This is a genomic window from Gilliamella sp. LMG 34361 (assembly GCF_984569075.1).
In genome coordinates, this window is the sequence record NZ_OZ474903.1 from 1,195,891 (window position 1) to 1,218,900 (window position 23,010).

Annotated in this window: 20 protein-coding genes, 1 tRNA gene, 1 other RNA gene and 1 CRISPR repeat array; of the genes, 19 read left to right on the forward strand and 3 right to left on the reverse strand. The window is 36.5% G+C overall.

The window, feature by feature from the left end:
• Positions 1-82 precede the first annotated feature (82 nt).
• The 6 genes from AC5LXI_RS05810 to AC5LXI_RS05835 all read left to right on the forward strand — a co-directional run bounded on the left by AC5LXI_RS05810 (position 83) and on the right by AC5LXI_RS05835 (position 6,280).
• Complete coding sequence (locus tag AC5LXI_RS05810) at positions 83-1,126, forward strand: rod shape-determining protein (RefSeq protein WP_493443931.1); 1,044 nt, start codon at positions 83-85, stop codon at positions 1,124-1,126.
• Positions 1,127-1,254: 128 nt separating this feature from the next.
• Positions 1,255-2,097: a rod shape-determining protein MreC gene (gene mreC, locus AC5LXI_RS05815; protein WP_493443932.1), complete on the forward strand. Its 843-nt coding sequence runs from the start codon at positions 1,255-1,257 to the stop codon at positions 2,095-2,097.
• Entirely contained in the window at positions 2,084-2,575 is a 492-nt protein-coding gene (gene mreD, locus AC5LXI_RS05820) for a rod shape-determining protein MreD (RefSeq protein WP_493443933.1), read from the forward strand. The genes mreC and mreD overlap by 14 nt, the downstream gene beginning before the upstream one ends.
• Before the next feature lie 12 nt (positions 2,576-2,587).
• The gene (gene rng / locus AC5LXI_RS05825; protein ID WP_493443934.1) at positions 2,588-4,063 is read left to right on the forward strand and encodes a ribonuclease G; all 1,476 of its coding nucleotides are present in this window, start codon (positions 2,588-2,590) and stop codon (positions 4,061-4,063) included.
• 64 nt (positions 4,064-4,127) lie between these two features.
• A complete protein-coding gene (gene tldD / locus AC5LXI_RS05830) occupies positions 4,128-5,585 on the forward strand; it encodes a metalloprotease TldD (protein ID WP_493443935.1) in 1,458 nt (485 codons plus the stop codon).
• Between the two features lie 23 nt (positions 5,586-5,608).
• The gene (locus tag AC5LXI_RS05835) at positions 5,609-6,280 is read left to right on the forward strand and encodes a DedA family protein (protein WP_493443936.1); all 672 of its coding nucleotides are present in this window, start codon (positions 5,609-5,611) and stop codon (positions 6,278-6,280) included.
• A gap of 18 nt (positions 6,281-6,298) precedes the next feature.
• Here the strand turns inward: AC5LXI_RS05835 and rnpB are convergent.
• The 3 genes from rnpB to AC5LXI_RS05850 form a co-directional block, all read right to left on the reverse strand.
• Positions 6,299-6,687: RNase P RNA component class A (gene rnpB, locus AC5LXI_RS05840), an RNA gene on the reverse strand.
• A gap of 173 nt (positions 6,688-6,860) precedes the next feature.
• Positions 6,861-7,223 carry a hypothetical protein gene (locus tag AC5LXI_RS05845; protein WP_493443937.1) on the reverse strand — a complete coding sequence of 121 codons (363 nt, stop codon included), beginning with the start codon at positions 7,221-7,223 and terminating at the stop codon, positions 6,861-6,863.
• Between the two features lie 209 nt (positions 7,224-7,432).
• Positions 7,433-7,714 carry a helix-turn-helix domain-containing protein gene (locus AC5LXI_RS05850; protein ID WP_493443938.1) on the reverse strand — a complete coding sequence of 94 codons (282 nt, stop codon included), beginning with the start codon at positions 7,712-7,714 and terminating at the stop codon, positions 7,433-7,435.
• 179 nt (positions 7,715-7,893) lie between these two features.
• Here AC5LXI_RS05850 and AC5LXI_RS05855 point away from each other — a divergent pair, with 179 nt between their 5' ends.
• From AC5LXI_RS05855 to csy2, 13 genes are all read left to right on the forward strand, one after another.
• Positions 7,894-8,244: a DNA-binding protein gene (locus AC5LXI_RS05855; protein WP_493443939.1), complete on the forward strand. Its 351-nt coding sequence runs from the start codon at positions 7,894-7,896 to the stop codon at positions 8,242-8,244.
• Between the two features lie 63 nt (positions 8,245-8,307).
• The gene (proQ, locus tag AC5LXI_RS05860; RefSeq protein ID WP_493443940.1) at positions 8,308-8,844 is read left to right on the forward strand and encodes an RNA chaperone ProQ; all 537 of its coding nucleotides are present in this window, start codon (positions 8,308-8,310) and stop codon (positions 8,842-8,844) included.
• Positions 8,845-8,853: 9 nt separating this feature from the next.
• Entirely contained in the window at positions 8,854-10,926 is a 2,073-nt protein-coding gene (prc, locus tag AC5LXI_RS05865) for a carboxy terminal-processing peptidase (RefSeq protein ID WP_493443941.1), read from the forward strand.
• 30 nt (positions 10,927-10,956) lie between these two features.
• Entirely contained in the window at positions 10,957-11,046 is a 90-nt protein-coding gene (cydH, locus tag AC5LXI_RS05870; RefSeq protein WP_493443942.1) for a cytochrome bd-I oxidase subunit CydH, read from the forward strand.
• A 67-nt stretch (positions 11,047-11,113) separates the two neighbouring features.
• A tRNA-Ser gene (locus AC5LXI_RS05875) sits at positions 11,114-11,201 on the forward strand.
• Between the two features lie 150 nt (positions 11,202-11,351).
• Complete coding sequence (gene prmB, locus AC5LXI_RS05880) at positions 11,352-12,245, forward strand: 50S ribosomal protein L3 N(5)-glutamine methyltransferase (RefSeq protein WP_493443943.1); 894 nt, start codon at positions 11,352-11,354, stop codon at positions 12,243-12,245.
• A gap of 34 nt (positions 12,246-12,279) precedes the next feature.
• Complete coding sequence (gene aroC, locus AC5LXI_RS05885; RefSeq protein WP_086363025.1) at positions 12,280-13,347, forward strand: chorismate synthase; 1,068 nt, start codon at positions 12,280-12,282, stop codon at positions 13,345-13,347.
• 2 nt (positions 13,348-13,349) lie between these two features.
• The gene (locus AC5LXI_RS05890) at positions 13,350-14,102 is read left to right on the forward strand and encodes a TSUP family transporter (protein WP_198214884.1); all 753 of its coding nucleotides are present in this window, start codon (positions 13,350-13,352) and stop codon (positions 14,100-14,102) included.
• A gap of 279 nt (positions 14,103-14,381) precedes the next feature.
• Positions 14,382-15,429: direct repeats of the CRISPR family, unit length 28 nt; unit sequence GTTTAACGCCGTATAGGTGGTTTAGAAA.
• Positions 15,430-15,590: 161 nt separating this feature from the next.
• Positions 15,591-16,544 (forward strand): type I-F CRISPR-associated endonuclease Cas1f, encoded by a 954-nt coding sequence (gene cas1f / locus AC5LXI_RS05895; RefSeq protein ID WP_493443944.1) that lies wholly within the window; start codon positions 15,591-15,593, stop codon positions 16,542-16,544.
• Positions 16,541-19,894, forward strand: a complete 3,354-nt coding sequence (gene cas3f / locus AC5LXI_RS05900) for a type I-F CRISPR-associated helicase Cas3f (protein WP_493443945.1) — start codon at positions 16,541-16,543, stop codon at positions 19,892-19,894. Before cas1f ends, cas3f begins: the two co-directional genes overlap by 4 nt.
• Positions 19,895-20,311: 417 nt before the next feature.
• Complete coding sequence (locus AC5LXI_RS05905) at positions 20,312-20,632, forward strand: hypothetical protein (RefSeq protein WP_493443946.1); 321 nt, start codon at positions 20,312-20,314, stop codon at positions 20,630-20,632.
• Positions 20,633-20,700: 68 nt separating this feature from the next.
• On the forward strand, positions 20,701-22,080 hold the full coding sequence (gene csy1, locus AC5LXI_RS05910; protein ID WP_493443947.1) for a type I-F CRISPR-associated protein Csy1: 1,380 nt from the start codon (positions 20,701-20,703) through the stop codon (positions 22,078-22,080).
• Entirely contained in the window at positions 22,080-22,997 is a 918-nt protein-coding gene (gene csy2, locus AC5LXI_RS05915; RefSeq protein WP_493443948.1) for a type I-F CRISPR-associated protein Csy2, read from the forward strand. The genes csy1 and csy2 overlap by 1 nt, the downstream gene beginning before the upstream one ends.
• Positions 22,998-23,010: the final 13 nt, after the last annotated feature.

A 23,010-nucleotide genomic window follows, 5' to 3' on the forward strand; every position in this document is an offset into this window, starting at 1 on the left:
TATATATTTTGTAGATGCCTAAGTTCGCTTCTAAATATTCAAATATATTTAAACAAGATTAATCCTAGGAAGAGTTTTTATTATGTTCAAAAAAGTTCGCGGCTTGTTTTCAAATGATTTATCGATTGATTTAGGTACAGCCAACACGCTTATTTATGTTAAAGGGCAAGGCATTGTGCTTAACGAACCTTCAGTTGTTGCCATTCGTCAAGATCGCTCAGGAACACCTAAAAGTGTTGCTGCAGTTGGCCATGCTGCGAAACAGATGCTAGGACGTACACCTGGTAATATTGCAGCGATTAGACCGATGAAAGATGGTGTGATTGCAGACTTTTCCGTTACTGAAAAAATGTTACAGTATTTTATTCGACAAGTTCATAGCCATAGTTTTTTAAGACCAAGTCCACGTGTATTGGTTTGTGTTCCAGTTGGCGCAACGCAAGTTGAACGTCGAGCTATTCGTGAGTCAGCATTAGGTGCCGGTGCCCGTGAAGTTTATTTAATTGAAGAACCGATGGCGGCGGCAATTGGTGCTGATTTACCTGTTTCTGCGCCAACCGGCTCAATGGTTGTTGATATTGGTGGTGGTACGACAGAAGTTGCCGTTATTTCGTTAAATGGTGTGGTATATTCTGCTTCTGCACGCATTGGTGGAGACCGTTTTGATGAAGCAATTATCAATTATGTTCGTCGAAATTACGGCGCATTAATTGGTGAAGCAACCTCGGAAAAAATTAAACACTTTATTGGTAGTGCTTATCCTGGTGATGAAGTTCTTGAAATTGAAGTGCGTGGTCGTAATTTAGCTGAAGGTGTACCGCGTAGCTTTACATTAAATTCAAATGAAATCTTAGAAGCATTACAAGAGCCATTAAGTGGTATTGTTAGTGCAGTTAAAGTTGCTCTTGAGCAATGCCCTCCAGAACTTGCTTCTGATATTTCGGAACATGGTATGGTATTAACTGGTGGTGGTGCGTTATTGCGTAATATTGATAAACTAATAGCTGCTGAGACAGGTATTCATGTCGTTGTTGCTGAAGACCCGCTTACTTGTGTAGCTCGTGGTGGTGGTAAAGCACTTGATATGGTAGATATGCATGGTGGTGATCTCTTTAGTGAAGAGTAACATGCGCAATATTTATGTACAATATTACTAATAAGTAACAAATATTCCATTTTTCCCGCCGACGTTGTCGGCGGAGTCATATCTTAAAATAGTTAAATTCTAGGTATATAACAGGTAAATATTGAACAATGAAATTAATTTTTTCTAAACGTTCGCCTCTGAGTGTTCAATTATTTATATCACTAGCACTCGCCTTGACGTTAATAGTGCTAGACATTAATTATCGTCCTTTTAAAGAAATTCGTTATTATTTAGATACTATAATTTCACCACTTTATTATGTTTCAAATGTACCAAAATCATCATTTGATTCACTCTATGAGATGTCGAAATCGCAAGAAGCATTAATTAAAGAAAATACAAAACTGCAAGAAAAATTAATGCAACAAAAAAATGATTTACTATTACTTGAATATTTAAAACATGAAAACTCACGCTTGAGAGGGTTATTAGATTCACCTTTAAGACACGATGAACATAAAATGGCTGCACAAGTATTATTAGCTGATACCGATCCTTATGTTTACCAAGTGGTAATTAATAAAGGTAAAAATGATGGAGTATATGTTGGTCAGCCAGTAGTAGATGAAAAAGGGATTGTTGGGCAAATTTATCAAACCGCTCAAGCGACCAGTCGAGCGATATTAGTTTGCGATTATCAGCATGCAATCCCTGTACAAGTACTAAGAAATGATATTTCCATGGTGGCTGTGGGTAATGGATGCAGTAACGATTTAACGCTTGATTTTTTACCTAATAATGTTGATATCAAAGTTGGTGATGTTTTAGTCACCTCTGGACTTGATGGCCGTTTCCCAGAAGGGTATCCAGTGGCTGTTGTAAGCTCAGTTAAACTTGATATTAGCGATTCCACTCCTATTATTTCTGCCACACCAACTGCAGATTTGAAACGATTACGTTATTTATTGTTATTATGGGGCGATCAAGGAGTAAAACATGAGGGGGAGTAATCGAATTAGTGTACTGGTTATTTGGTTAACATTGCTAATTGGCTTATGTGTACAAATCATACCTTGGTCGCCTGAATATAATATATTTAAGCCACATTTATTAATGTTAATTATGGCTTATTGGTTAATTGCGCTGCCGCACCGAATTGGTATGGGGGTGGCATTTTTATTAGGCATCGTTCTAGACCTATTTTCAGGATCGCTTTTAGGCATTCACGCTTTTATATTCTCATGCGTGGCTTATTTGCTAATATTTAAATTTCAATTGATTCGCAATTTAGCTTTATGGCAACAATCAATTATCATTTTTGCCGTTTCACTTTGTTATAATTTATTAGTATTTTTATTTCAAGTTAGCATTTATCATACCATAACGATTTCACCTTTAATTTTAGTATCTAGTTTAATTGATGGGTTATTATGGATAGTGATTTATTTATCCTTACGACTAATAAGACGGAACTTAGCTGTCAATTAATAAGGAATCATTATGTCTGTTGAATTATTAATGAATGTTACGCCATCTGAAACGCGGGTGGCATATATTGAAGATGGAATATTACAAGAAATCCACGTAGACCGCGAATCACGCCGTGGAATTGTGGGTAATATCTACAAAGGTAAAGTGATTCGAATCTTACCGGGTATGCAGGCGGCATTTGTAGACATCGGTCTTGAAAAAGCTGCGTTTTTGCACGCCTCGGACATCATGCCGCATACTGAGTGTGTATCAGATACCGAACAAGAACAGTTCCAAGTTAAAGACATTTCTGAATTAGTCCGCCAAGGTCAAGATTTAATGGTGCAAGTCGTCAAAGATCCTTTAGGGACTAAAGGTGCCAGACTGACTACAGATATAACATTACCATCACGCTATTTAGTATTAATGCCCGGCCCAAATTCTGCTCATGTTGCAACTTCCCAACGAATTGAATCGGAGGAAGAGCGTGAACGACTTAAAAGAATCGTTGAACAATATGTCACCGATGAAAGTGGTTTTATTGTCAGAACCGCAGCCGAAGGCGCAAATGCTCATGAACTTGAGCAAGATGCTAACTTTTTAAAACGGTTATGGGCAAAAATTCAAGAACGCATGGCGCGTCCTATTAGCAAATATTTAATTTATGGTGAACTTGCTTTATCTCAGCGTGTATTACGAGATTTTGTTGGTGACCCTATCGAACGGATTTTAGTTGACTCCAAACTTACTTATGATTTATTGATCGAGTTTACGCAGGAGTTTATGCCGGAAGTTACTAACAAACTATCCCATTATCGCGGTAATATCCCAATTTTCGATTTGTATGATATTGAAAACGAAATTCAACGCGCACTAGATCGTAAAGTTAAATTAAAATCGGGTGGCTATTTAATTATCGATCAAACCGAAGCCATGACAACCATTGATATTAATACTGGTGCATTTGTTGGTCATCGTAACTTAGAAGAAACTATTTTCAACACTAATATAGAAGCAACCATTGCAATTGCTCGCCAATTACGATTACGTAATTTAGGTGGCATTATCATTATCGATTTTATCGATATGCAAGAAGATATCCATCGCGAACGTGTATTGCAATCATTACAAGATTTTGTAGCTAAAGACCGAGCACGAACATCAGTGAATAATTTCTCTGGCTTAGGATTAGTTGAAATGACACGTAAGCGTACTCGTGAAAGTATTGGTCATATTCTTTGTGAAGAATGTCCATCTTGTAAAGGTCGTGGAATTGTTAAATCGGTTGAAACAGTTTGTAACGAAATACTCCGTGAAATCGTACGTATATACAAAGCTCATCGCTCAGAATACTTCTTGGTTTATGCCTCAGCGGCAGTGGCTAATGCATTAACTATTGACGAATCTCATGCCTTAGCTGAAGTTGAAGTGTTTGTTGGTAAACGTGTCGAAGTTAAAGTTGAACCGCTTTATATACAAGAACAATATGATGTAGTACTTATGTAATAAAAACTAATTAATTAAAAATAATAACTCTTTTTATATTTATCATCATTAGATTAAGGAATTTATGAACGTAGCTCAAGTAGGTGAACGGTTACTCAATCCAAATAACTTAAATCAACAAGATATAGCAAATTTGCTTGATATGCTTAGTTCAAGGCAAATTGATTTTGGTGATTTATACTTTTTATCAGGTTATTACGAAAGCTGGTCACTTGAAGATAGTATCATTAAAAATGCCTCTTTTCATCGTGATCAAGGTGTTGGCGTAAGGGCAATTATTGGTGAAAAAACTGGATTTGCCTATACCGACCAGCTTTCATTGGCTAGATTAGAACAAAGTGTACTTGCCGCAAACTCAATCACTAAACAGCAAACACCAGTTGCAGTTACGCCATTTAAATCGGCTAACAATATCATGATGTATCCTTCAATTAACCCGATAAACAGTTTTGCGCAGGACCAAAAAATTGCCTTATTACATCAAGTCGATAAGTTAGCACGCTCAATTGATCCAAGAGTGATTGAAGTATCAGCAAGTTTAACTGGTAGTTATGAAGATATTCTAATCGCAGGGACTGATGGCACCTTATGTGCTGATGTTCGACCTTTGGTTCGCTTATCGGTATCCGTCCTTGTTGAACAAGATGGTAAACGAGAACGAGGTGGCAGTGGTGGCGGTGGTCGTTTTGGTTATGATTACTTTTTAATGACGAATTCCAAAACAGGGGAAAGTCATGTAGATAGTTATACTCGAGATGCAGTGCGTCAAGCGTTAGTCTTACTCTCAGCTAAAGCAGCTCCAGCCGGCACCATGCCAGTTGTTCTAGGCGCAGGTTGGCCGGGAGTACTGCTGCATGAAGCAGTGGGGCATGGATTAGAAGGGGACTTCAATCGTAAAAATAGTTCAGTATTTTCAGGAAAAATTGGCGAACAAGTTACTTCAGAACTATGTACTATTGTTGATGATGGAACAATTGAAAATCGTCGTGGTTCACTCTCTATTGACGATGAAGGTACGCCAAGTCAAAAAACGGTATTAATTGAAAACGGCATTTTAAAAGGCTATATGTTTGACAAGCTTAATGCAAAATTAATGAATTGCCATTCGACTGGCAATGGTCGTCGTGAAGGATATGCTTGTTTACCAATGCCTAGGATGACTAATACCTATATGCTAGCGGGAACATCGACATTTGATGAGATCATTCAAAGTGTAGATTACGGGCTATATGCCCCTAACTTTGCCGGTGGGCAAGTTGATATAACTTCAGGTAAATTTGTCTTTTCAACCTCTGAAGCTTATTTAATTGAAAAAGGTAAAATTACTACACCGGTTAAAGGTGCAACACTCATTGGCTCGGGCATTGAAACCATGCAACAGATTTCAATGGTAGGGAATGATTTAGAATTAGATTCAGGTGTTGGCGTTTGTGGTAAAGCAGGGCAAAGCATCCCTGTTGGTGTTGGACAACCGACTTTAAAAGTGAATAATTTAACGGTAGGTGGTACTATTAGCCACTAATAATACATTAATGGGAAAGCTAAATGGATACAATCATTACACTTTATCAAGCATTTGTTCATATGGATATTGATACACTCTCGAACCCGAATGTGTTATGGATACTATATGGAATGCTATTTGTTATCATCTTATTAGAAAATGGAGTTTTACCTGCTGCCTTCTTACCAGGGGATAGTTTACTATTTCTAACAGGGGTATTAATTAGTCTTGATGTTTTTCATTTTGGTCTTATTAACTTAATTCTTATAGCTGGTGCGGCATTCGGTACTTGGCTTGGTTATGCCCAAGGTCGCTGGCTTGGTAATACCAAAATTGTGCAAAATTGGATGGCACATTTACCCGAAAAATATCATCGTAAATCAGAAGTGCTATTCCACAAATATGGCTTACAAGCGCTATTTATTGGTCGATTTATTGCATTTGTTCGCACATTATTACCAATGATGGCCGGATTATCCGGTTTACATAACCGTAAGTTCCATATCTATAATTGGATCAGCGCAACATTATGGATATTCTTAATCGTCACATTAGGTTATTTATTTGGATTATCACCGATCTTTAAAACCTATGAAAAACAGATCATGTCGTTATTGATGTTAATACCGGTATTTTTATTGGTGTTGGGTTTAATCTTTTCGATTTGGCTAGCGATAAAACGTTGGTTAAGTAATAAAAAGCAAGCAAAGTGAGTCTGTAAAAAAGTAAAAAGGTGAAATTAACCGATAAGCCGGGTTCTGTCGTGGACAATCATTCCTCTAGGCTAATGCTCACGCATTAGCTCAAGCAGTCTACCCGGATTCAACGCGGGCCGCGCCAATGAATCCCTATTTGACCTTGCTCCGAGTGGAGTTTACCGTGCCACAACTGTTACCAGTTGCGCGGTGCGCTCTTACCGCACCCTTTCACCCTTACCTGATCTTATTACTAAGCCATCGGCGGTATACTCTCTGTTGCACTAGTCGTGAATCTCAGCTCGCGCCAAAATCCCCCAGGCGTTACCTGGCACTCTGCCCTATGGAGCCCGGACTTTCCTCCCCTCTGTTTGTCTCCCTTTTGCAAAGGACTACAACAAAGCAGCGATTGTCTGGTTAATTTCGGCATAGAGTATAACCTAATCGTTATTTTTGTCTAGAACAGAATAGGATATATGGATGGAATCTGAACAAAAATAAACCATCTAAGTATAGATGGTTTAACGAGAAGAAATGCCATTAACCAAATAAATAAAATAGCACATCTAATTGATGTGCTTAAAAAATTAACTGCCGATCACCACTTCTTTTGTTTATTGTTTTGGGAATAGTTAAACCAAGTCACAACACCTTGTTTGATTACCACTTCTAAAGTACCTTCGACAATATCGTATTGCGTTTCGCCAAATATTGTGTTATTCGTTGAACTCTTTCTCAAATAGGTATAAGTCCATTTTGATTCATTTGCATTGAGAACGACCTTACTTGCGGGTTCACCAAAAATATGCAAAAGTTGGACTTCAGTAGTTGAACCTTCAACAATTTTATCTACCTTCTCATGACTAAGTGGTGTACCTTGCTCTAAAAAATTTTTTTGTGAACATGCAGATAATGCTAATATAGAAAACAAAAGCACCAAAATTTTACTAAGATTTTTCATGTGTTATTGCCTGTTAAATTATGAATAATATCAAGAGATGTCTAATCATAGCATAGGATCAACATTGATGAAAATAAACAAATCAAGCAAATAAAAAATGAACCAAATTAATAATAAAGATAAAAATAAAGGGAATATATAGAAACAAAACCAAAAGTTTCTATATGTTTCCATATGTTTGTTAATAGCATTGGCTCGATTATTATCATTCAACAATTTGTTGATGTAGTGTCTGAATTTTTTCGCAAAACGCGCTTAATTGGCTGTCTTGTTACTGAATTAATATAACGACTTGGCCAAATTTGCGAAGGTTTTAAATTAAGCGCCTCAGCGATAATTGATTCTCCTTTTGTCCAAGGTCTAACAAGTGCGTTACTAAGTGTAGAGGAACTTAGTCCAGATTGGCGAGATAATTCAGCAAGAGTGGTTCCTTTCTTTTTTAATGCGGCAATAATATCTGCTTTATGCCAGTCATTAGATTTAATATCCATTTTTTTCTTCCTTCTTAGTTTATAACCTTAAATATCTATGTTATGCTTCCTAGTTATCTAAACTAGTAAGTTAATAATTTAACTTTAAATACGAATGGTAAGCAGTTTCTTATTATTGTATCAAAGTTTCTTTAATTTCTATAACTTTTTTCTTGTTTCTTAAAAATAGGACTATTAGAATGAAAGAGTGGTTCTCACCAAAAGAACTATTAAACATTGCAGGGATGCCATCAACAACACAAGGTATAAATCGTAAAGCGAGATTAGAAAACTGGACTTCTCGTAAGCGTTCTGGTGTTCGTGGTAAAGCAATTGAATATCATATAAGTAGCTTATCAATAGATGTTAAAAAAGCGTTGTACCTAGAGGAAGAAAGTGCTACTTATGTTGTTTCGCCAATCGATCCACTGCAACTATGGATGACTGCATTTGAACAATTATCTACGGAAGAACAAGCAATTGTTAGTTCATGGTTGATGCGAAACGGTATCAAGGATTTTATTTCTTTTATTCAGAAAAAAGATAATTAGTGTTATTGTACAAGCTGATATATACTTTATCGTCAGAAAATTTTAGTAGCAATGGATTAATCAATGGAAAATCAGTTTCAATTAACAAATACTAAAGAGATTATTAATTTTTTAGCCCAACAATTTCCGAATTGTTTCACTATTGAAGGGGAGGCTAAGCCTTTAAAAATTGGTATCTTTCAAGATATTATTTCCCGCCTTGATAATAGTGAGTTATTGAGCAAAACCAAACTTCGTATCGCGCTTAGGGCCTATACTATGGGGTGGCGTTACCTATATTCCATAAAAGAGGGTGCAAATCGTGTCGACTTAGACGGTAACGCAACTGAGGTAATCACCAAAGAGCAGATGGAACATGCTCAGCAACAATTAAAAGAAAGTAAAGAACAAGCTAAACAAAGAGCTAAACTCAAACGTAAGGCGGCCTCTAAACCTTTTCGAAAACCTCGAGCTTTGAAAATAGGTGATTTTGTTAGAGTCATTGTAGGTAAAAGACCAGTAAAAGGACAAATTATCACAATCGAAAAAGAACAAATCAAAGTTAAAGTGGGAACAGGAATGGAACTAACGGTCAAACCTGAGCATATTATTAATCGATAGAGAATTTATATGAATAAGTTACTGAAAGGTTTTATTAAACTCGGTCTCCTTTTATGTATTGTTAGTACAACGGCTCAGGCTAAAGCACCGGTAACAGAACAAATTCCAGTTTTAAAACAAGATGAAGTCCATCAAGTTGTTGCTAAACGCGTAACTAACTTTTTTACTCAATCACATTATCGTGATTTTTCCTTAGATGGTGCATTCTCGGCTAAAATTTTTGATCGCTATTTCAAATTATTAGATGGTAGTAAAACCATCTTTCTACAAGATGATGTAAACAAATTTCGTATTCATCAAGAACAATTAGGTCAAGAACTAAGTGATGGTGATTTAAAAACAGCTTACGATATTTACAACCTGTTTCTCCAAAAACGTTATAACCGATATCAATATGCACTTGAAGTATTACAGCGTCCAATGGATTTTACGGCTAAAGATGAAATCAACTTCAAACGTGAAGATTTAGCATGGCCAACTACCGAAAAACAGCTTGATGATTATTGGGATAAACGGGTTAAATATGATGAACTAAATTTAGCATTAACTGGTAAAAACGAAAGTCAAATTCGTGAAGTGTTAACCAAACGTTATAAACGCGTCTTAAAAACAATTGTACAATCAAATAACGAAGATTGTTTCCAAGTCTTTATGAACGCATTTGCTCGCGAAATTGACCCGCATACAAGCTATTTAGCGCCACGTAAAAAACGCGATTTCGATTCTGAAATGAGTCTATCTTTTGAAGGAATAGGAGCCACACTTAGCCAACAAGATGACTATACTGTGATCATGTCATTTGTAACGGGTGGCCCAGCTGAAAAAAGCAAATTATTAGCAGTCGGCGATAAAATCATTGGGGTAGGGCAAAGCAATTCTCCTATTGAAGATGTAATTGGCTGGCGATTAGACGACATTGTTGACAAAATCCGCGGTCCTAAAAATACTGTAGTAAAATTAGAGATTTTACCCGCCGGTAACAACAGCAAACCAAAAGTTATTGAACTCAAACGTGACAAAATTCATTTTGAAGATCGTGAAGCAAAATTAAAAGTTATCAACAATAGCCGTGGTAAAGTTGGTATTATTGAAATACCAAGCTTTTATATAGGTTTAAGCAAAAAAGTTCAATCATTACTAGTAGAAGCCAACAGCGAAAAATTACAAGGTTTAGTTATTGATTTGCGCGATAATGGTGGTGGTTCATTAGCTGAAGTTATTGAGTTAACCGGATTATTTATTGACAATGGTCCAGTGGTACAAGTACGTGATAACCTTCAAAAAATCACTACCTATGACGACAAAAATAAAGGCATTGATTATACAGGCCCAATTGTTGTGATGATAAATCGTTATAGTGCTTCGGCATCAGAAATCTTCTCGGCAGCGATGCAAGATTATGGCCGCGCAGTAATAGTTGGTGAAACCACCTACGGTAAAGGAACTGTACAAACATCACGCGGTATCTCATATCCAGTTGATGCACGCTTACACCCAAGCTGGCCTGAACTTGGTGGTGCTCAATACACTGTCCAAAAATTCTATCGTATCAATGGTGGTAGTACCCAATTAAAAGGTGTTGATCCTGATATTGAAATGACCAAAAGCCAATATATTGATGAAACTGGTGAACGATTCTTAGATAATGCTATGCCGTGGGACAAAATTCGCTCGGCGGATTATTTAACTGTTGCCAACATCAAACCATTATTAGCCAACTTAAAATCGCAACATGAAGCGCGGATTGCTAACAATCCTGAATTCAATTATATCGAAGAAGATATCAAAGAATTTAATAGTAAAAAAGTTGATAAATATACTGTCTCATTAAACAAAAAAGCGCGTGAAACCGAACAAAAAACTAACGATGAACGTGATCTAAAACGTATGAACGAACGCTTAAGTCGTGCTGGTTTAGCGCCAATTGCAAATATAAAAGATCTACCTAAAGATTATAAACTGCCAGACCCATTTTTAGATGAATCGGTAGAAATCCTACTTGACTTAATACCAAATTATCCAAGTATTGAAGCAAGCAAAACTCTAAACGGATTTCTTTCTTTAGATAAACCAATAGAATAACAATAAAATCACAAGTAAGGAGTAAAAACTATGTGTACTGACTTAAAATATGCTTTAGTTGCAACTGTTCTAATCTTATCTGTATTTGTTACGTTTGGTACTATCGTTTTTATGAATTAAGACTTGATTAATTAAGTCCAGATAATTATAGTATGCACCCTGCTTTCAAAAAGCAGGGCTAAATTAAGGTGAGGTGTCCGAGTGGTTGAAGGAGCACGCCTGGAAAGTGTGTATACGGCAACGTATCAAGGGTTCGAATCCCTTCCTCACCGCCATAAATATTTATTCAGTCATCGAAGGAAAGAGCCATTAGGTTCTTTAGCATTGCCAACAAAATCTATTAATATGGTCTTGGCATTTACCTCAGCTTTAATGACCTGACGTGACGATTAATCTCTTCCTCTCCACGATCTTTCGGAGTTACTATGGAAAACTTACGCACTGTTCAGGATTATATACGCTGGACCACTTCACAACTTAGTCAATCGGATATCTTTTTAGGCCATGGCACCGATAACCCTATCGATGAAGCTAAACAACTTATTTTAGCTACCCTAGGCTTATCACTATTTATTCCTCCAGAGTTTTATGCTGCAAATCTGACTAGTGATGAAAAACAACAATTAAATGAGATCATTAACAAACGTATTAATGATCGCTTACCTACACCTTACCTAACTAATCAAGCTTGGTTCTGTGGTCATAGTTTTTACGTTGATGAACGGGTCTTAATCCCACGTTCTCCTATTGGTGAACTGATTAATAATCAGTTTAAAGATATAATTAGTCGTGAACCAAAAAATATTTTAGATCTCTGTACTGGTAGTGGGTGTATTGGTATTGCTTGTGCTTATGCATTTCCTGATGCTCAAGTTGATATTACCGATATTTCATTAGAAGCGTTAGATGTCGCTCAAACTAATATTGAATTGCATGATATGCAATATCAAGTTACACCAATTTTATCCGATCTATTTAATCAATTAGAGAATAAAAAATATGACCTAATTGTGACTAATCCTCCATATGTCGATGATGAAGATATGAATGATCTTCCCGACGAGTTTTTATATGAGCCAAAATTAGCACTTGAAGCAGGATTTGATGGATTAGACTTAGCAAAAAGAATTTTACACGATGCTTGTGACTATCTAACACCTGATGGTGTATTAGTCTGTGAAGTTGGTAATAGCTGGGTGTCTTTACAACAACAATATCCAGATGTACCCTTTAACTGGATCAGTTTTGAGCATGGTGGATTTGGCGTATTTGCAATTACGCAGGCTGACTTGAAGACTTATCAGCACTATTTTAAATAAATTAACTATAAAATAAAAAATTGGAATAAGAACTATGGCAGGAAATTCAATCGGTAAATTATTTAAAGTCACAACCTTTGGTGAATCACATGGTACTGCATTAGGTTGCATTGTTGATGGCGTGCCACCAGGGATGAATTTAAGCGAATCCGATATGCAACACGATCTTGATCGCCGTCGTCCTGGTTCATCTCGTTACACTACGCAACGTCGAGAAGCTGATCAAGTAAAAATCCTCTCCGGGGTATTTGAAGGTGTGACTACTGGTACTAGTATTGGATTATTAATTGAAAACACCGACCAACGTTCACAAGATTACAGCAAAATAAAAGATATTTTTAGACCGAGTCACGCCGATTATACCTATCAAAAAAAATATGGTATTCGGGATTATCGCGGTGGTGGTCGCTCATCGGCACGCGAAACAGCCATGCGTGTTGCGGCAGGTGCTATTGCTAAAAAATATTTACATGAAAAGTTAGGTATTACCATTCGTGGTTATTTAGCACAAATGGGTGATATCCAGTGCCAATTAAATGATTGGCAACAAGTTGATCAAAATCCTTTTTTCTGTCCAGATGAAAGTAAACTAGAGGCTCTTGATCAACTATTAAGACAGCTCAAAAAAGAGGGTGATTCAGTTGGCGCTAAAGTCTGCATTGTGGCTGAAAATGTTCCAGTAGGTTTAGGTGAGCCCGTTTTTGATAAGTTAGATGCTGATCTTGCCCATGCATTAATGAGCATTAATGCAGTAAAAGGGGTTGAAATTGGTGATGGTTTTGCTGCGGTTAATAAACGTGGTAGTGAAAATCGTGACGAAATAACCCCACAAGGATTTTTATCAAATCATGCTGGTGGTATTTTGGGGGGAATTAGCTCGGGTCAAACTATCATTAGCAGCATAGCATTAAAACCAACCCCAAGTATTGAAATTGCTGGACAATCAATTAATATTAATGGCGAAAGTGTCGAAGTTTCAACCCATGGTAGACATGATCCTTGTGTCGGTATTCGAGCAGTGCCTATTGCTGAAGCAATGGTCGCTATCGTATTAATGGATCATTATCTTCGCTATCGGGCCCAATGTAGTGATGTAAAATAATCATGAGTTACGAATTACTGGCTTTACTTTTTTTAATTGCGACGTTAGCAGGCTTTATTGATTCAATTGCTGGTGGCGGTGGACTATTAACGGTACCGGCACTACTGGCTGTAGGATTACCACCAGCTAGTGCGTTAGCTACTAATAAATTACAAAGTTGTGGCGGTTCTTTTTCTGCTAGTTTCTATTTTATTCGCCAGCGTATGGTTGATTTAAAACAGCAAAAATGGGCGATTGCTTGTGCATTCATTGGGTCCGCTCTTGGCACATTATCAGTCATGCATATACAAGCGGATTTCTTAAAATTATTATTACCAATATTAACCATCAGCGTAGGACTTTATTTTCTACTATCACCAACAATCGGAGATAGTGATCGTAATAGTCGGCTTTCGATTTTACAGTTTGCTTTGATTCCTGCGCTGGTTATCGGTTTTTATGATGGATTTTTTGGCCCCGGCGCCGGATCATTCTATGCGCTCGCATATATTACTCTGGCTGGATTTAATTTAACTAAAGCAACCGCCCATACCAAGGTACTTAACTTTACCTCTAATCTAGCAGGATTAATCTTCTTTATTGCTGGTGGCGAAGTGGTATGGTCAATTGGTTTAGTTATGTTAGTTGGCCAATTTATCGGCGCAAGATTAGGTGCAAAAATGGTTATAGCTAAAGGACGAAAATTAATAAGACCAATGTTAATCACCGTTTCAACCATTATGAGCATCAAATTAATCTATGAAAACTTCTTTTAATCATCGCTAATAAAATTTATAACCAGTTTTAGTAAAATCAATAAGCTAACAACCAAGAATTCATTAGCCAATTAAAAATCCCGTTCCCCAGAATTTTGAGGAACGGGGTTTTTGCATTTCCCAAATTCTATATTTTAAATCAATAATAAACCCTTTTTTTACGCAAAAAAATAATTTCATAAAAATCAATTAGTTGAAATTAACCGTAAAAAAAGGGTTTTTATATTAAAATTGTCATTTACCTTTATCTGAACTATGATTATATTATATTGGTTTCTAGTTTAACGCCGTATAGGTGGTTTAGAAAATTAACGAGCCGCAAACAATCACCTAATAACTGTTTAACGCCGTATAGGTGGTTTAGAAAAACACCCTAAAACGCCCTAAAACGCCCTAGAAGTTTAACGCCGTATAGGTGGTTTAGAAAACACTGTGACCGGGGCGCCGCCGATTTGTTGAGTTTAACGCCGTATAGGTGGTTTAGAAATAACGGGTTACAAAGAACTTATTTTGGTGGTTGTTTAACGCCGTATAGGTGGTTTAGAAACAGCAGGACAAAGTATTGTAGTTGATACGCATGTTTAACGCCGTATAGGTGGTTTAGAAAGATTGCTTTACCTACCCCGCCGAAAGCTTTACGTTTAACGCCGTATAGGTGGTTTAGAAATCTCATTTTTCTTGCTAGGTCGTCATCTTTTTGTTTAACGCCGTATAGGTGGTTTAGAAAACAGCTCGTTGAGCTTCAAATCTTGCTGCATTGTTTAACGCCGTATAGGTGGTTTAGAAATCTAAAATCACTCGCAAAGATAAAGGATTTTAGTTTAACGCCGTATAGGTGGTTTAGAAACCAGCTTAGGTTGGGGTTTACCTTATCAAGTCGTTTAACGCCGTATAGGTGGTTTAGAAAGTGAAATATGGGCGATGATTGCTCCAGAGTGGGTTTAACGCCGTATAGGTGGTTTAGAAATCCGTCAGTCCACCATATTTTTTAAAATTTGTGTTTAACGCCGTATAGGTGGTTTAGAAACACATCCACCAATTTTATTTTTAGTAATGACCGTTTAACGCCGTATAGGTGGTTTAGAAATACCAAAAATCTTATAGTCAATCGGTAATTTAGTTTAACGCCGTATAGGTGGTTTAGAAACGATGGCAGAGGATATTTCGAAAGACCTGCAAGTTTAACGCCGTATAGGTGGTTTAGAAAACAGATACACGCAATTTATTGAATAATTAACGGTTTAACGCCGTATAGGTGGTTTAGAAAAACTCAAAATATTTATCGTCTTTTTCAATTCCGTTTAACGCCGTATAGGTGGTTTAGAAAAAGTGCATTTAATATTGCAGTTCGCCCAGTTAGTTTAACGCCGCATAGACGATAAAACCATTTATTAAATCTCTTAAATAATTATTTAAAAAACTCGCTTTTTACCTGAAACAGTGTTAGTTTGTCATAATCTAAAAAATTGAATTTATTTTCTCATAATCATGGATTTGATTCATTCGTCTGATCTTAAAACGATTCTACATTCCAAGCGTGCAAATATCTATTATTTGGAGCATTGTCGAGTTTTAGTCAATGGTGGTCGAGTTGAATATGTGACCGATCAAGGGCAGCAGTCATTATATTGGAATATTCCTATAGCTAATACTAGCTGTATTTTACTTGGTACAGGTACTTCATTAACTCAAGCTGCGGTGCGTGAACTTTCTCGAGCAGGAGTTATGATTGGTTTTTGTGGGGGAGGGGGAGCGCCTCTATTTTCCTCGACAGAATCGGAATTTGCCTGCCAATTCTTTTCACCGCAAAGTGAATATCGTGCAACCGAATATCTGCAAAGTTGGTGTCAATTCTGGTTTGACGATAATCTCCGCCTACAAGCTGCGAAAAACCTTCAACAACAGCGACTCAAAATCATTCAGCAATGTTGGCCGAAATTTGATTGGCAAGTTGACGATAAGCAACTCACTACGCTATTAAACGATGCTAAAAAACAGTTCAATGATGCTACAACAAGTCAAGCATTGTTAGCTGCTGAAGGGCGCATCAGCAAACGCCTTTATGGCATGGCAAATCAACTTACTTTACAAGATGATAATTTTAAACGTGAGCAAGGTACACGTGGCAAACATTATGATCCTGCTAACCAATTTCTAGATCATGGTAATTATTTAGCTTATGGATTAGGTGCAACAGCTTGTTGGGTATTAGGCTTACCACATGGTTTGGCTATATTACATGGCAAAACCAGACGTGGGGGGTTAGTATTTGATGCTGCTGATATTATTAAAGATGGCATTGTGTTACCACAAGCTTTTATATCAGCTAAACAAGGTGATAGTGAAAAAGAGTTCCGACAGGCATGTATTTCTCAATTTGCACAGTTAGGTGCACTGGATATGATTATTGATACATTGAAGCAGATAGCAGATAGAACATGAATATTTTACTGGTTAGCCAATGCAAGAAAAATGCATTAACTCAGACACGTCGTATTATCGATCAGTTTGCTGAACGTTGTGGTGAACGAACTTGGCAAACGCCTATGACTGCCGATGGTTTACAGACACTGTATAAATTATTACGTAAAACAGCACGAAAAAATACTGCTTTTGCTTGTTACTGGATGCATGGAAAAAATCTAACCGATCTACTCTGGATTGTTGGCGATAAAAGTCAATTTAATCAACAAGGCCGAGTGCCAACTAATCGTACTAAGCGCAATATATTACGCAATGATAGTGAAAATAGTTGGCAATATGCCACATCTATCCAACTTATCGCAACCATTGCTGCGCTATTGCATGATTTGGGCAAAGCGACAGTCGGTTTTCAAGATAAATTACGTAAAAGTCGACCAGCAGGTGATCCGTATCGTCATGAGTGGATTTCATTACAGTTATTCTTATTGATGATTCGTGATTGTACCACTAATCAAGAGGTTTTAACCCGTTTAGCTAATTTTGCCGATTATCAACAACTTAAACCAGATTGGCATCATGATCTTACTAGCACAGAGAATAATGACCTCTCTCAATTACCATTATTAGCCCAATGGATTGGCTGGTTAATTGTGTCACACCATCGTATGCCGTTTTTAAAAACTTCGTTAGGTGGTGATAAAGATAAGAAGCTACTGAGAGATATGTTTCTATCTGGTCTAAAACTAAAAAGTTTTTTTAGCACTTTTACTGCTGTTGAAAACTGGGTTAGAAATAGTAATATTGAAGACAGCGCCGATTTTTGGCAACTTAAAAGTGATATAACCCTAAGCCAATCTTGGCTTAAAAAATTAAGTCGCTATGCAAGCAGGGCAATTCATCACACTCCTTTAATGCAACTAACCAGTGTTGATTCATTGTTATTACATCTATCACGATTAAGCCTTATGGTTGCTGACCATAACTATTCCAGAATATCAATCAATGATGAAGAAGCAGAAGAAGTTAAAGATATTCTTATCGCCAATACCAATAAAAGCCAGCACGCCAATCAACGATTAGATGATCATCTATTAGGTGTTGCTAATTTTGCCGCTCGTTTTGCTCGCTTGCTACCTAAAATCAACACTGAATTACCAGCAATTAATCAGCATAAACCATTTACGCAACGCACTACCATTAAACGCTTTCAATGGCAAAACCATGCTTTTGATTTAGCTAAAAGTTATCAACAATTAAGTGATGATAATGGCTTTTTTGGCGTCAATATGGCATCGACCGGCTGTGGTAAAACCTTAGCTAATGGGCGAATTATGTATGCATTATCAAATCCACAGCGTGGGGTACGATTTACGATTGCTTTAGGATTACGAGTATTAACCTTACAAACTGGTAAAGCATTACGAGAAAGATTGCATTTGACCGATGAACATTTGGCTATTTTGGTTGGTGGTCGGGCAACAAAGACCCTATTTGAGTTAGAAAATCAAGCGGAAATTGATAAAAATGAAAATGATAAAGATAAAGATAAAGATAAAGATAAAGAGATTAATCCCGAAACTCTTGGTTGTGAATCGACAGAATCATTAGTCGATGAATATATTGATGTGGCAGAGAGTGGTATTGCTGACTGTGAACTCGGTACCATTATCGAAAACAGTAAGGCCCGTCAGTTGATCTATGCGCCAATTGTGACATGTACTGTTGATCACTTAATGCAAGCTAGCGAATGTCTCAGAGGTGGCAAATATATTGCCCCTACCTTAAGGTTGCTTACCGCTGATTTAATCTTAGATGAACCGGATGATTTTGATCAGCGAGATTTACCAGCTTTGGCAAGGTTAGTTCATTTAGCCGGGCTTTATGGCAGTAAAGTGTTACTCTCATCAGCCACCTTAACGCCAGACCTTATTTCTGGTTTATTTGATGCTTATCAAGCCGGTCGCAAAATTTGGAATCAGAATACAGGAAGATCTAATCAGGGGATTATTTGTGGATGGTTTGATGAATATCAGCAGTCAGTCGAACAAATAGCTGATACTGTTAATTTTAAACATCATCATACGAAGTTTATCGAAAAAAGAATAGCGAAGTTGCAACAAGGGACAATTCGTCGTCGAGGACAAATTTTAGAATTATTAAATTACCCATTACAAAAAAAAGAAAATTCAGATCTAGGCTATGCTCTATTGGCGCAACAGTTATTAGATCAAGCTTATCATTTTCATTTACAGCACCATCAACAAGATCCGCAAACCAACAAAAAAATTAGTCTCGGTTTAATGCGCTTTGCGCACATTGATGATGTGATGACGCTCACTAAGCAAATCTACCAGCAAACTGAGTTACCGGCAAATGTTCAATTTCATCTGGTGGTTTATCATGCCAGACAACTGCTACTATTGCGCAGTCAATTAGAAGAGAAACTGGATAGAATTTTAAACCGTGGTGATGCTAATAAATTATTTGAACAACCTGAAATACGTGCAGCAATAAAAGACAGTGATAAACAACATCACATATTTATTGTCATCGGCACACCGGTTACTGAAGTTGGACGTGACCATGATTATGATTGGGCAATTGTTGAGCCATCTTCAATGCGTTCAATTATTCAGTTAGTGGGACGCGTTTGGCGGCATAGACCGGAAAAAATAGCCGAAAGTGCCAATGTGGCGATTCTAGGCAGTAATTTAGAAGCGATGAAAAACGGCAACAATTTAGGTGTTAATAGCGCTTGCTTTACTAAACCGGGGTTTGAACAAGAACCATTATTTTTGTTAAAAACACATAAGACTGAGCAACTGATAACGTCAGAACAATTAAAAAATATTAATGCAATTCCTCGTATTATAACTGATTCGCAAGCAGGCTTAACATTAGCAGAACTAGAACATAAGGTTATGGCAAATTTATTTCCAATCAATGCGCGCAAAAGTAATTATGTTACCAGTTATTGGCAAACTGATTTGGCACATCACCATTGTGTCCATCTACAGTTAATCTCGCCTTTCAGGCTGCAAGAGCAACCACAAGAGGAGTATATCTGCCAACTTGATGACAATGGCGAATACCGATTTAGTTATGCCGAAATCGCTTGGCAAACGCCAAATGAACTTTGTGGTGATCCACAAAACGAAAATTTTAAATATGATAATTGGCAATTTACCAATCCATTGATACAGCCATGGCTTACTAATACAGTTGAACAAGCGATTACTCAAATAGCGGAATATTTTCCAGATAAAAATCATTATCGGCTAGCTAATGAATTTTGTACTATTAATCTGAATAGCAAAACACGCTGGTGCTTTCATCCCTATTTTGGTTTTTATAAAGATAGAGGTTAAGAAGGTAGGAAATTATCAATGCTGAAATAAATTGTATACTTAATATTAGGTGTTTTTTTAACTATATTTATAGAAAATAATCAGCTGAGTTATGCGTGCTAGTAATGTTAGAGTAATTACTCTATACTTAACCGCACTGCCGAGAAGGTAGTTTAGAAATGTTAAATTTTAGTACAAAGCTATTATTTATATAACCGCCGAATAGGCGGTTTTCTTTTAATAAAAAAATAAATAAAAACAATTTGTTATTAATTTATTGCTCCTGTTACATTTTTTTAGTTAAAAATCTTTGTTGACACTTTTTTATTTTATGTCTATAGTTTGTTTATGTAATGAAATTTACATAAAAAAACCTTAGTTGGGCCAACAACTAAGGTTCGTAATTTTAACCACCGATATCGAAAGGAGATCAAAATAATGTTCGATAATAATTCTTTAAAATTAAGATGTCAAATTTCAATTGACAAATTTGAGTTAAATAAATTGCAAAAAATTGTAATTGACAATCAAGCTGCAAATGATGAACTTATTCTAAATTTAGCATCAAATTCTAATTATTCAATAAAAGATATTATGAAAATACTTAATATCTCAACTAGAAAAGAAGTTGAATTATTAATTAAAAATTTGCAGTTAAATAAAGAAAAATATCGTCATTTAAGCGCTAATAATGAGTTGAAATATAATAATGACGCACTTAATATTTTAAAGTTATATTTGATTTATAAAGTAGCATAAAAAAAAAGGCTTATACTAAAAAGTATAAGCCTTTTTTTGTTTCATTTTTACAAATATAAGGAGGGCCAATGAATAATATTTCTTGGCAAGATATAAGAAAGGTTATTGTCGACTTTCTTCAGCAACGGCTTGCTAATAACAGCAGTTATAAAAGTGAACTGACCAAATTAGAAAAAGCTACACAAGCAGGCGATCAAAAGGCTGTAAATGAATCTCAACAGAAGATATTAGAACTGAGTAAAAGATTTGATTTTGAAAATTGGATGGAAGATGCTGCAACGCGTAGATTGTTTTGGATATCCATTTGTCACCACTCTTCTAAAGCCATTCATTCTTCAAGTTTAGGTGATAACGTTAACAATTTTACAATTGTCAAACCAAATGAACAGCAATATGTATCTTCATCAACACCAACACATTTAGTAGCTGATAGTTCAGGAAATGCTGCCGGTCTAGATATATTTTCTCTATTGAATCAATGTATTAATGGCGATAAAACATTATTAGAATTAATTATTGACGATCATCCAGCTATATTAAAAGCGCTATCTGATGATGAGCAGAAAGCAGCAATCTATTTAGCCAATTTTAAAAAAGTTATCTTTAATGATTTTGAAAAACCAAAAGCTGACGAACTTAATAAGCAATTTTATTGGCCGAATAGTGAAGAGAGTTATTTGTCACAACAAGAAGATAATTATCGTTTGCTTGTTCCTCTGCATCCCACATCTTTGTGTAATGTAGTCTATCAAAAAGTACAAACCCGCTTTTCCGAAGAAAATAAAAAAGCTCGTGAACAACGGCGTTTGAAAGGAGTAGAACATCAACCTTATTTTACTTTCCATCACTTAGCAGTGGTAAAACTTGGGGGTAGTAATCCACAAGGGGTAAGTCAATTAACCAGTAATCAAGGCGGTCGTAATTTTTTATTACCTTCAATGCCACCTAAATTCGAGCGCTCTCAATTTCCGTCAATTGGTCAAAAAAAAGAAAGTGTATTTGACAATTCCTTACAGTATTTCTGCCGATTTGGTTTTCGTCTACTGTTCGATATGGTTGCTGCACCCAAAAATGTAGTTGAAGAGCGGGATAATCGAAAAGATGCCTTTGCGGTTATTTTAACTTTATTGCTTAAATTTGCTCGGAATATACAAACTTCCATGCCGGCAGGTTGGAGTCGTGATTATTCGTTGCTGATGTCACAAAAACTTTGGCTTGATCCTAATCGGGCCGAACTTGAAGATGAAGAAAACTTTAAACATCAGTATGAGCAAGGTAATTGGGTTGTTGAATTAGAAAAGGATTTTGCTTTTTGGATTAAAAATGCCTTAATAGAAAAATTCGACAATACTAAAAAACAATTCTCTGATGCTGAATCTCAAGAGTGGCGTCGCGAATTTCGCGAAGCAGTAAAAGCCAGTCAACGTAGGAAGGAGGGGATCTTCTAATGGCAGATTTAACATTCTATCTCTTTTTTGATCATGTCAAAATTCATAATGCCAATGCTATTTCTAGTCCATTAACTTATGGTTTTCCGGCTATCTCGGGCTTTTTAGGGGCGATTCATGCTTTAAATCGAAAAATTGAGTCGGATCATCCTATCTATCTGGATGGTGTATTAATCGCTTGTCATGATTGTGATGTACAAGTTTATCGACCTAATAATTATGCGGATTATACATTTCGTCTTACCCGCAATCCGTTAGCTAAAAATGGTGATACTCGTTCAATTATTGAAGAAGGTCGAGTTCATCTTGATGTCTCATTGCTAGTAGAGGTGAAAATAGACGATATGGAAACCTTATACAATACTGAGCAACAACAATCATTTATTAAGCAGATGAAGCAAAAACTTTATCAGCAACGTATTGCTGGTGGTCAGGTTATATCAATTGAAAATGTCTCATTACTTTCTTCAGATGAGTCAGATAAATCCTTATCAAAACTTTTATTACCAGCCTTTGTTTTAGTAGAAGCACAGCAAGAGTTACAGGAAATCACCGCCGAGCTACAACAAAAAGATCCGAATGCTACTGCACTTGACGCGTTAGTTGAAACTGCCATGTTGCATCATCATCCGCAAGAAAAAGAGCATTGGCAAACCACATCGGTCAAGCAGGGACGAGGTTGGTTAGTGCCGATACCTCTTGGTTATCAAGCTATTTCACCACTGTTTGAAGCAGGAACGGTTGAAAATGCCCGTAGTAATGAGCATCCAACACAATTTGTCGAATGTATTTATGGATTAGGCAAGTGGGTATTTCCACTAAGATTACAAGACAATTTATCACAAGCATTTTGGCGTTATAAATGCAGCGAACTGCAATCGAATGACGCAGATATTTATATTATTAATCAAGATTAATTAAACAAGTTTA

Bases quoted from the DNA above. Each gene is read 5' to 3' on its own strand.
- AC5LXI_RS05905 (WP_493443946.1), top strand. From the start codon at position 20,312: ATGTTCGATAATAATTCTTTAAAATTAAGATGTCAAATTTCAATTGAC.
- cas3f (WP_493443945.1), top strand. From the start codon at position 16,541: ATGAATATTTTACTGGTTAGCCAATGCAAGAAAAATGCATTAACTCAG.
- AC5LXI_RS05855 (WP_493443939.1), top strand. From the start codon at position 7,894: ATGAAAGAGTGGTTCTCACCAAAAGAACTATTAAACATTGCAGGGATG.
- aroC (WP_086363025.1), top strand. From the start codon at position 12,280: ATGGCAGGAAATTCAATCGGTAAATTATTTAAAGTCACAACCTTTGGT.
- cydH (WP_493443942.1), top strand. From the start codon at position 10,957: ATGTGTACTGACTTAAAATATGCTTTAGTTGCAACTGTTCTAATCTTA.
- csy2 (WP_493443948.1), top strand. From the start codon at position 22,080: ATGGCAGATTTAACATTCTATCTCTTTTTTGATCATGTCAAAATTCAT.
- AC5LXI_RS05810 (WP_493443931.1), top strand. From the start codon at position 83: ATGTTCAAAAAAGTTCGCGGCTTGTTTTCAAATGATTTATCGATTGAT.
- prc (WP_493443941.1), top strand. From the start codon at position 8,854: ATGAATAAGTTACTGAAAGGTTTTATTAAACTCGGTCTCCTTTTATGT.
- tldD (WP_493443935.1), top strand. From the start codon at position 4,128: ATGAACGTAGCTCAAGTAGGTGAACGGTTACTCAATCCAAATAACTTA.
- proQ (WP_493443940.1), top strand. From the start codon at position 8,308: ATGGAAAATCAGTTTCAATTAACAAATACTAAAGAGATTATTAATTTT.
- mreC (WP_493443932.1), top strand. From the start codon at position 1,255: ATGAAATTAATTTTTTCTAAACGTTCGCCTCTGAGTGTTCAATTATTT.
- AC5LXI_RS05845 (WP_493443937.1), bottom strand. From the start codon at position 7,223: ATGAAAAATCTTAGTAAAATTTTGGTGCTTTTGTTTTCTATATTAGCA.
- mreD (WP_493443933.1), top strand. From the start codon at position 2,084: ATGAGGGGGAGTAATCGAATTAGTGTACTGGTTATTTGGTTAACATTG.
- csy1 (WP_493443947.1), top strand. From the start codon at position 20,701: ATGAATAATATTTCTTGGCAAGATATAAGAAAGGTTATTGTCGACTTT.
- cas1f (WP_493443944.1), top strand. From the start codon at position 15,591: ATGGATTTGATTCATTCGTCTGATCTTAAAACGATTCTACATTCCAAG.
- rng (WP_493443934.1), top strand. From the start codon at position 2,588: ATGTCTGTTGAATTATTAATGAATGTTACGCCATCTGAAACGCGGGTG.
- AC5LXI_RS05835 (WP_493443936.1), top strand. From the start codon at position 5,609: ATGGATACAATCATTACACTTTATCAAGCATTTGTTCATATGGATATT.
- AC5LXI_RS05850 (WP_493443938.1), bottom strand. From the start codon at position 7,714: ATGGATATTAAATCTAATGACTGGCATAAAGCAGATATTATTGCCGCA.
- AC5LXI_RS05890 (WP_198214884.1), top strand. From the start codon at position 13,350: ATGAGTTACGAATTACTGGCTTTACTTTTTTTAATTGCGACGTTAGCA.
- prmB (WP_493443943.1), top strand. From the start codon at position 11,352: ATGGAAAACTTACGCACTGTTCAGGATTATATACGCTGGACCACTTCA.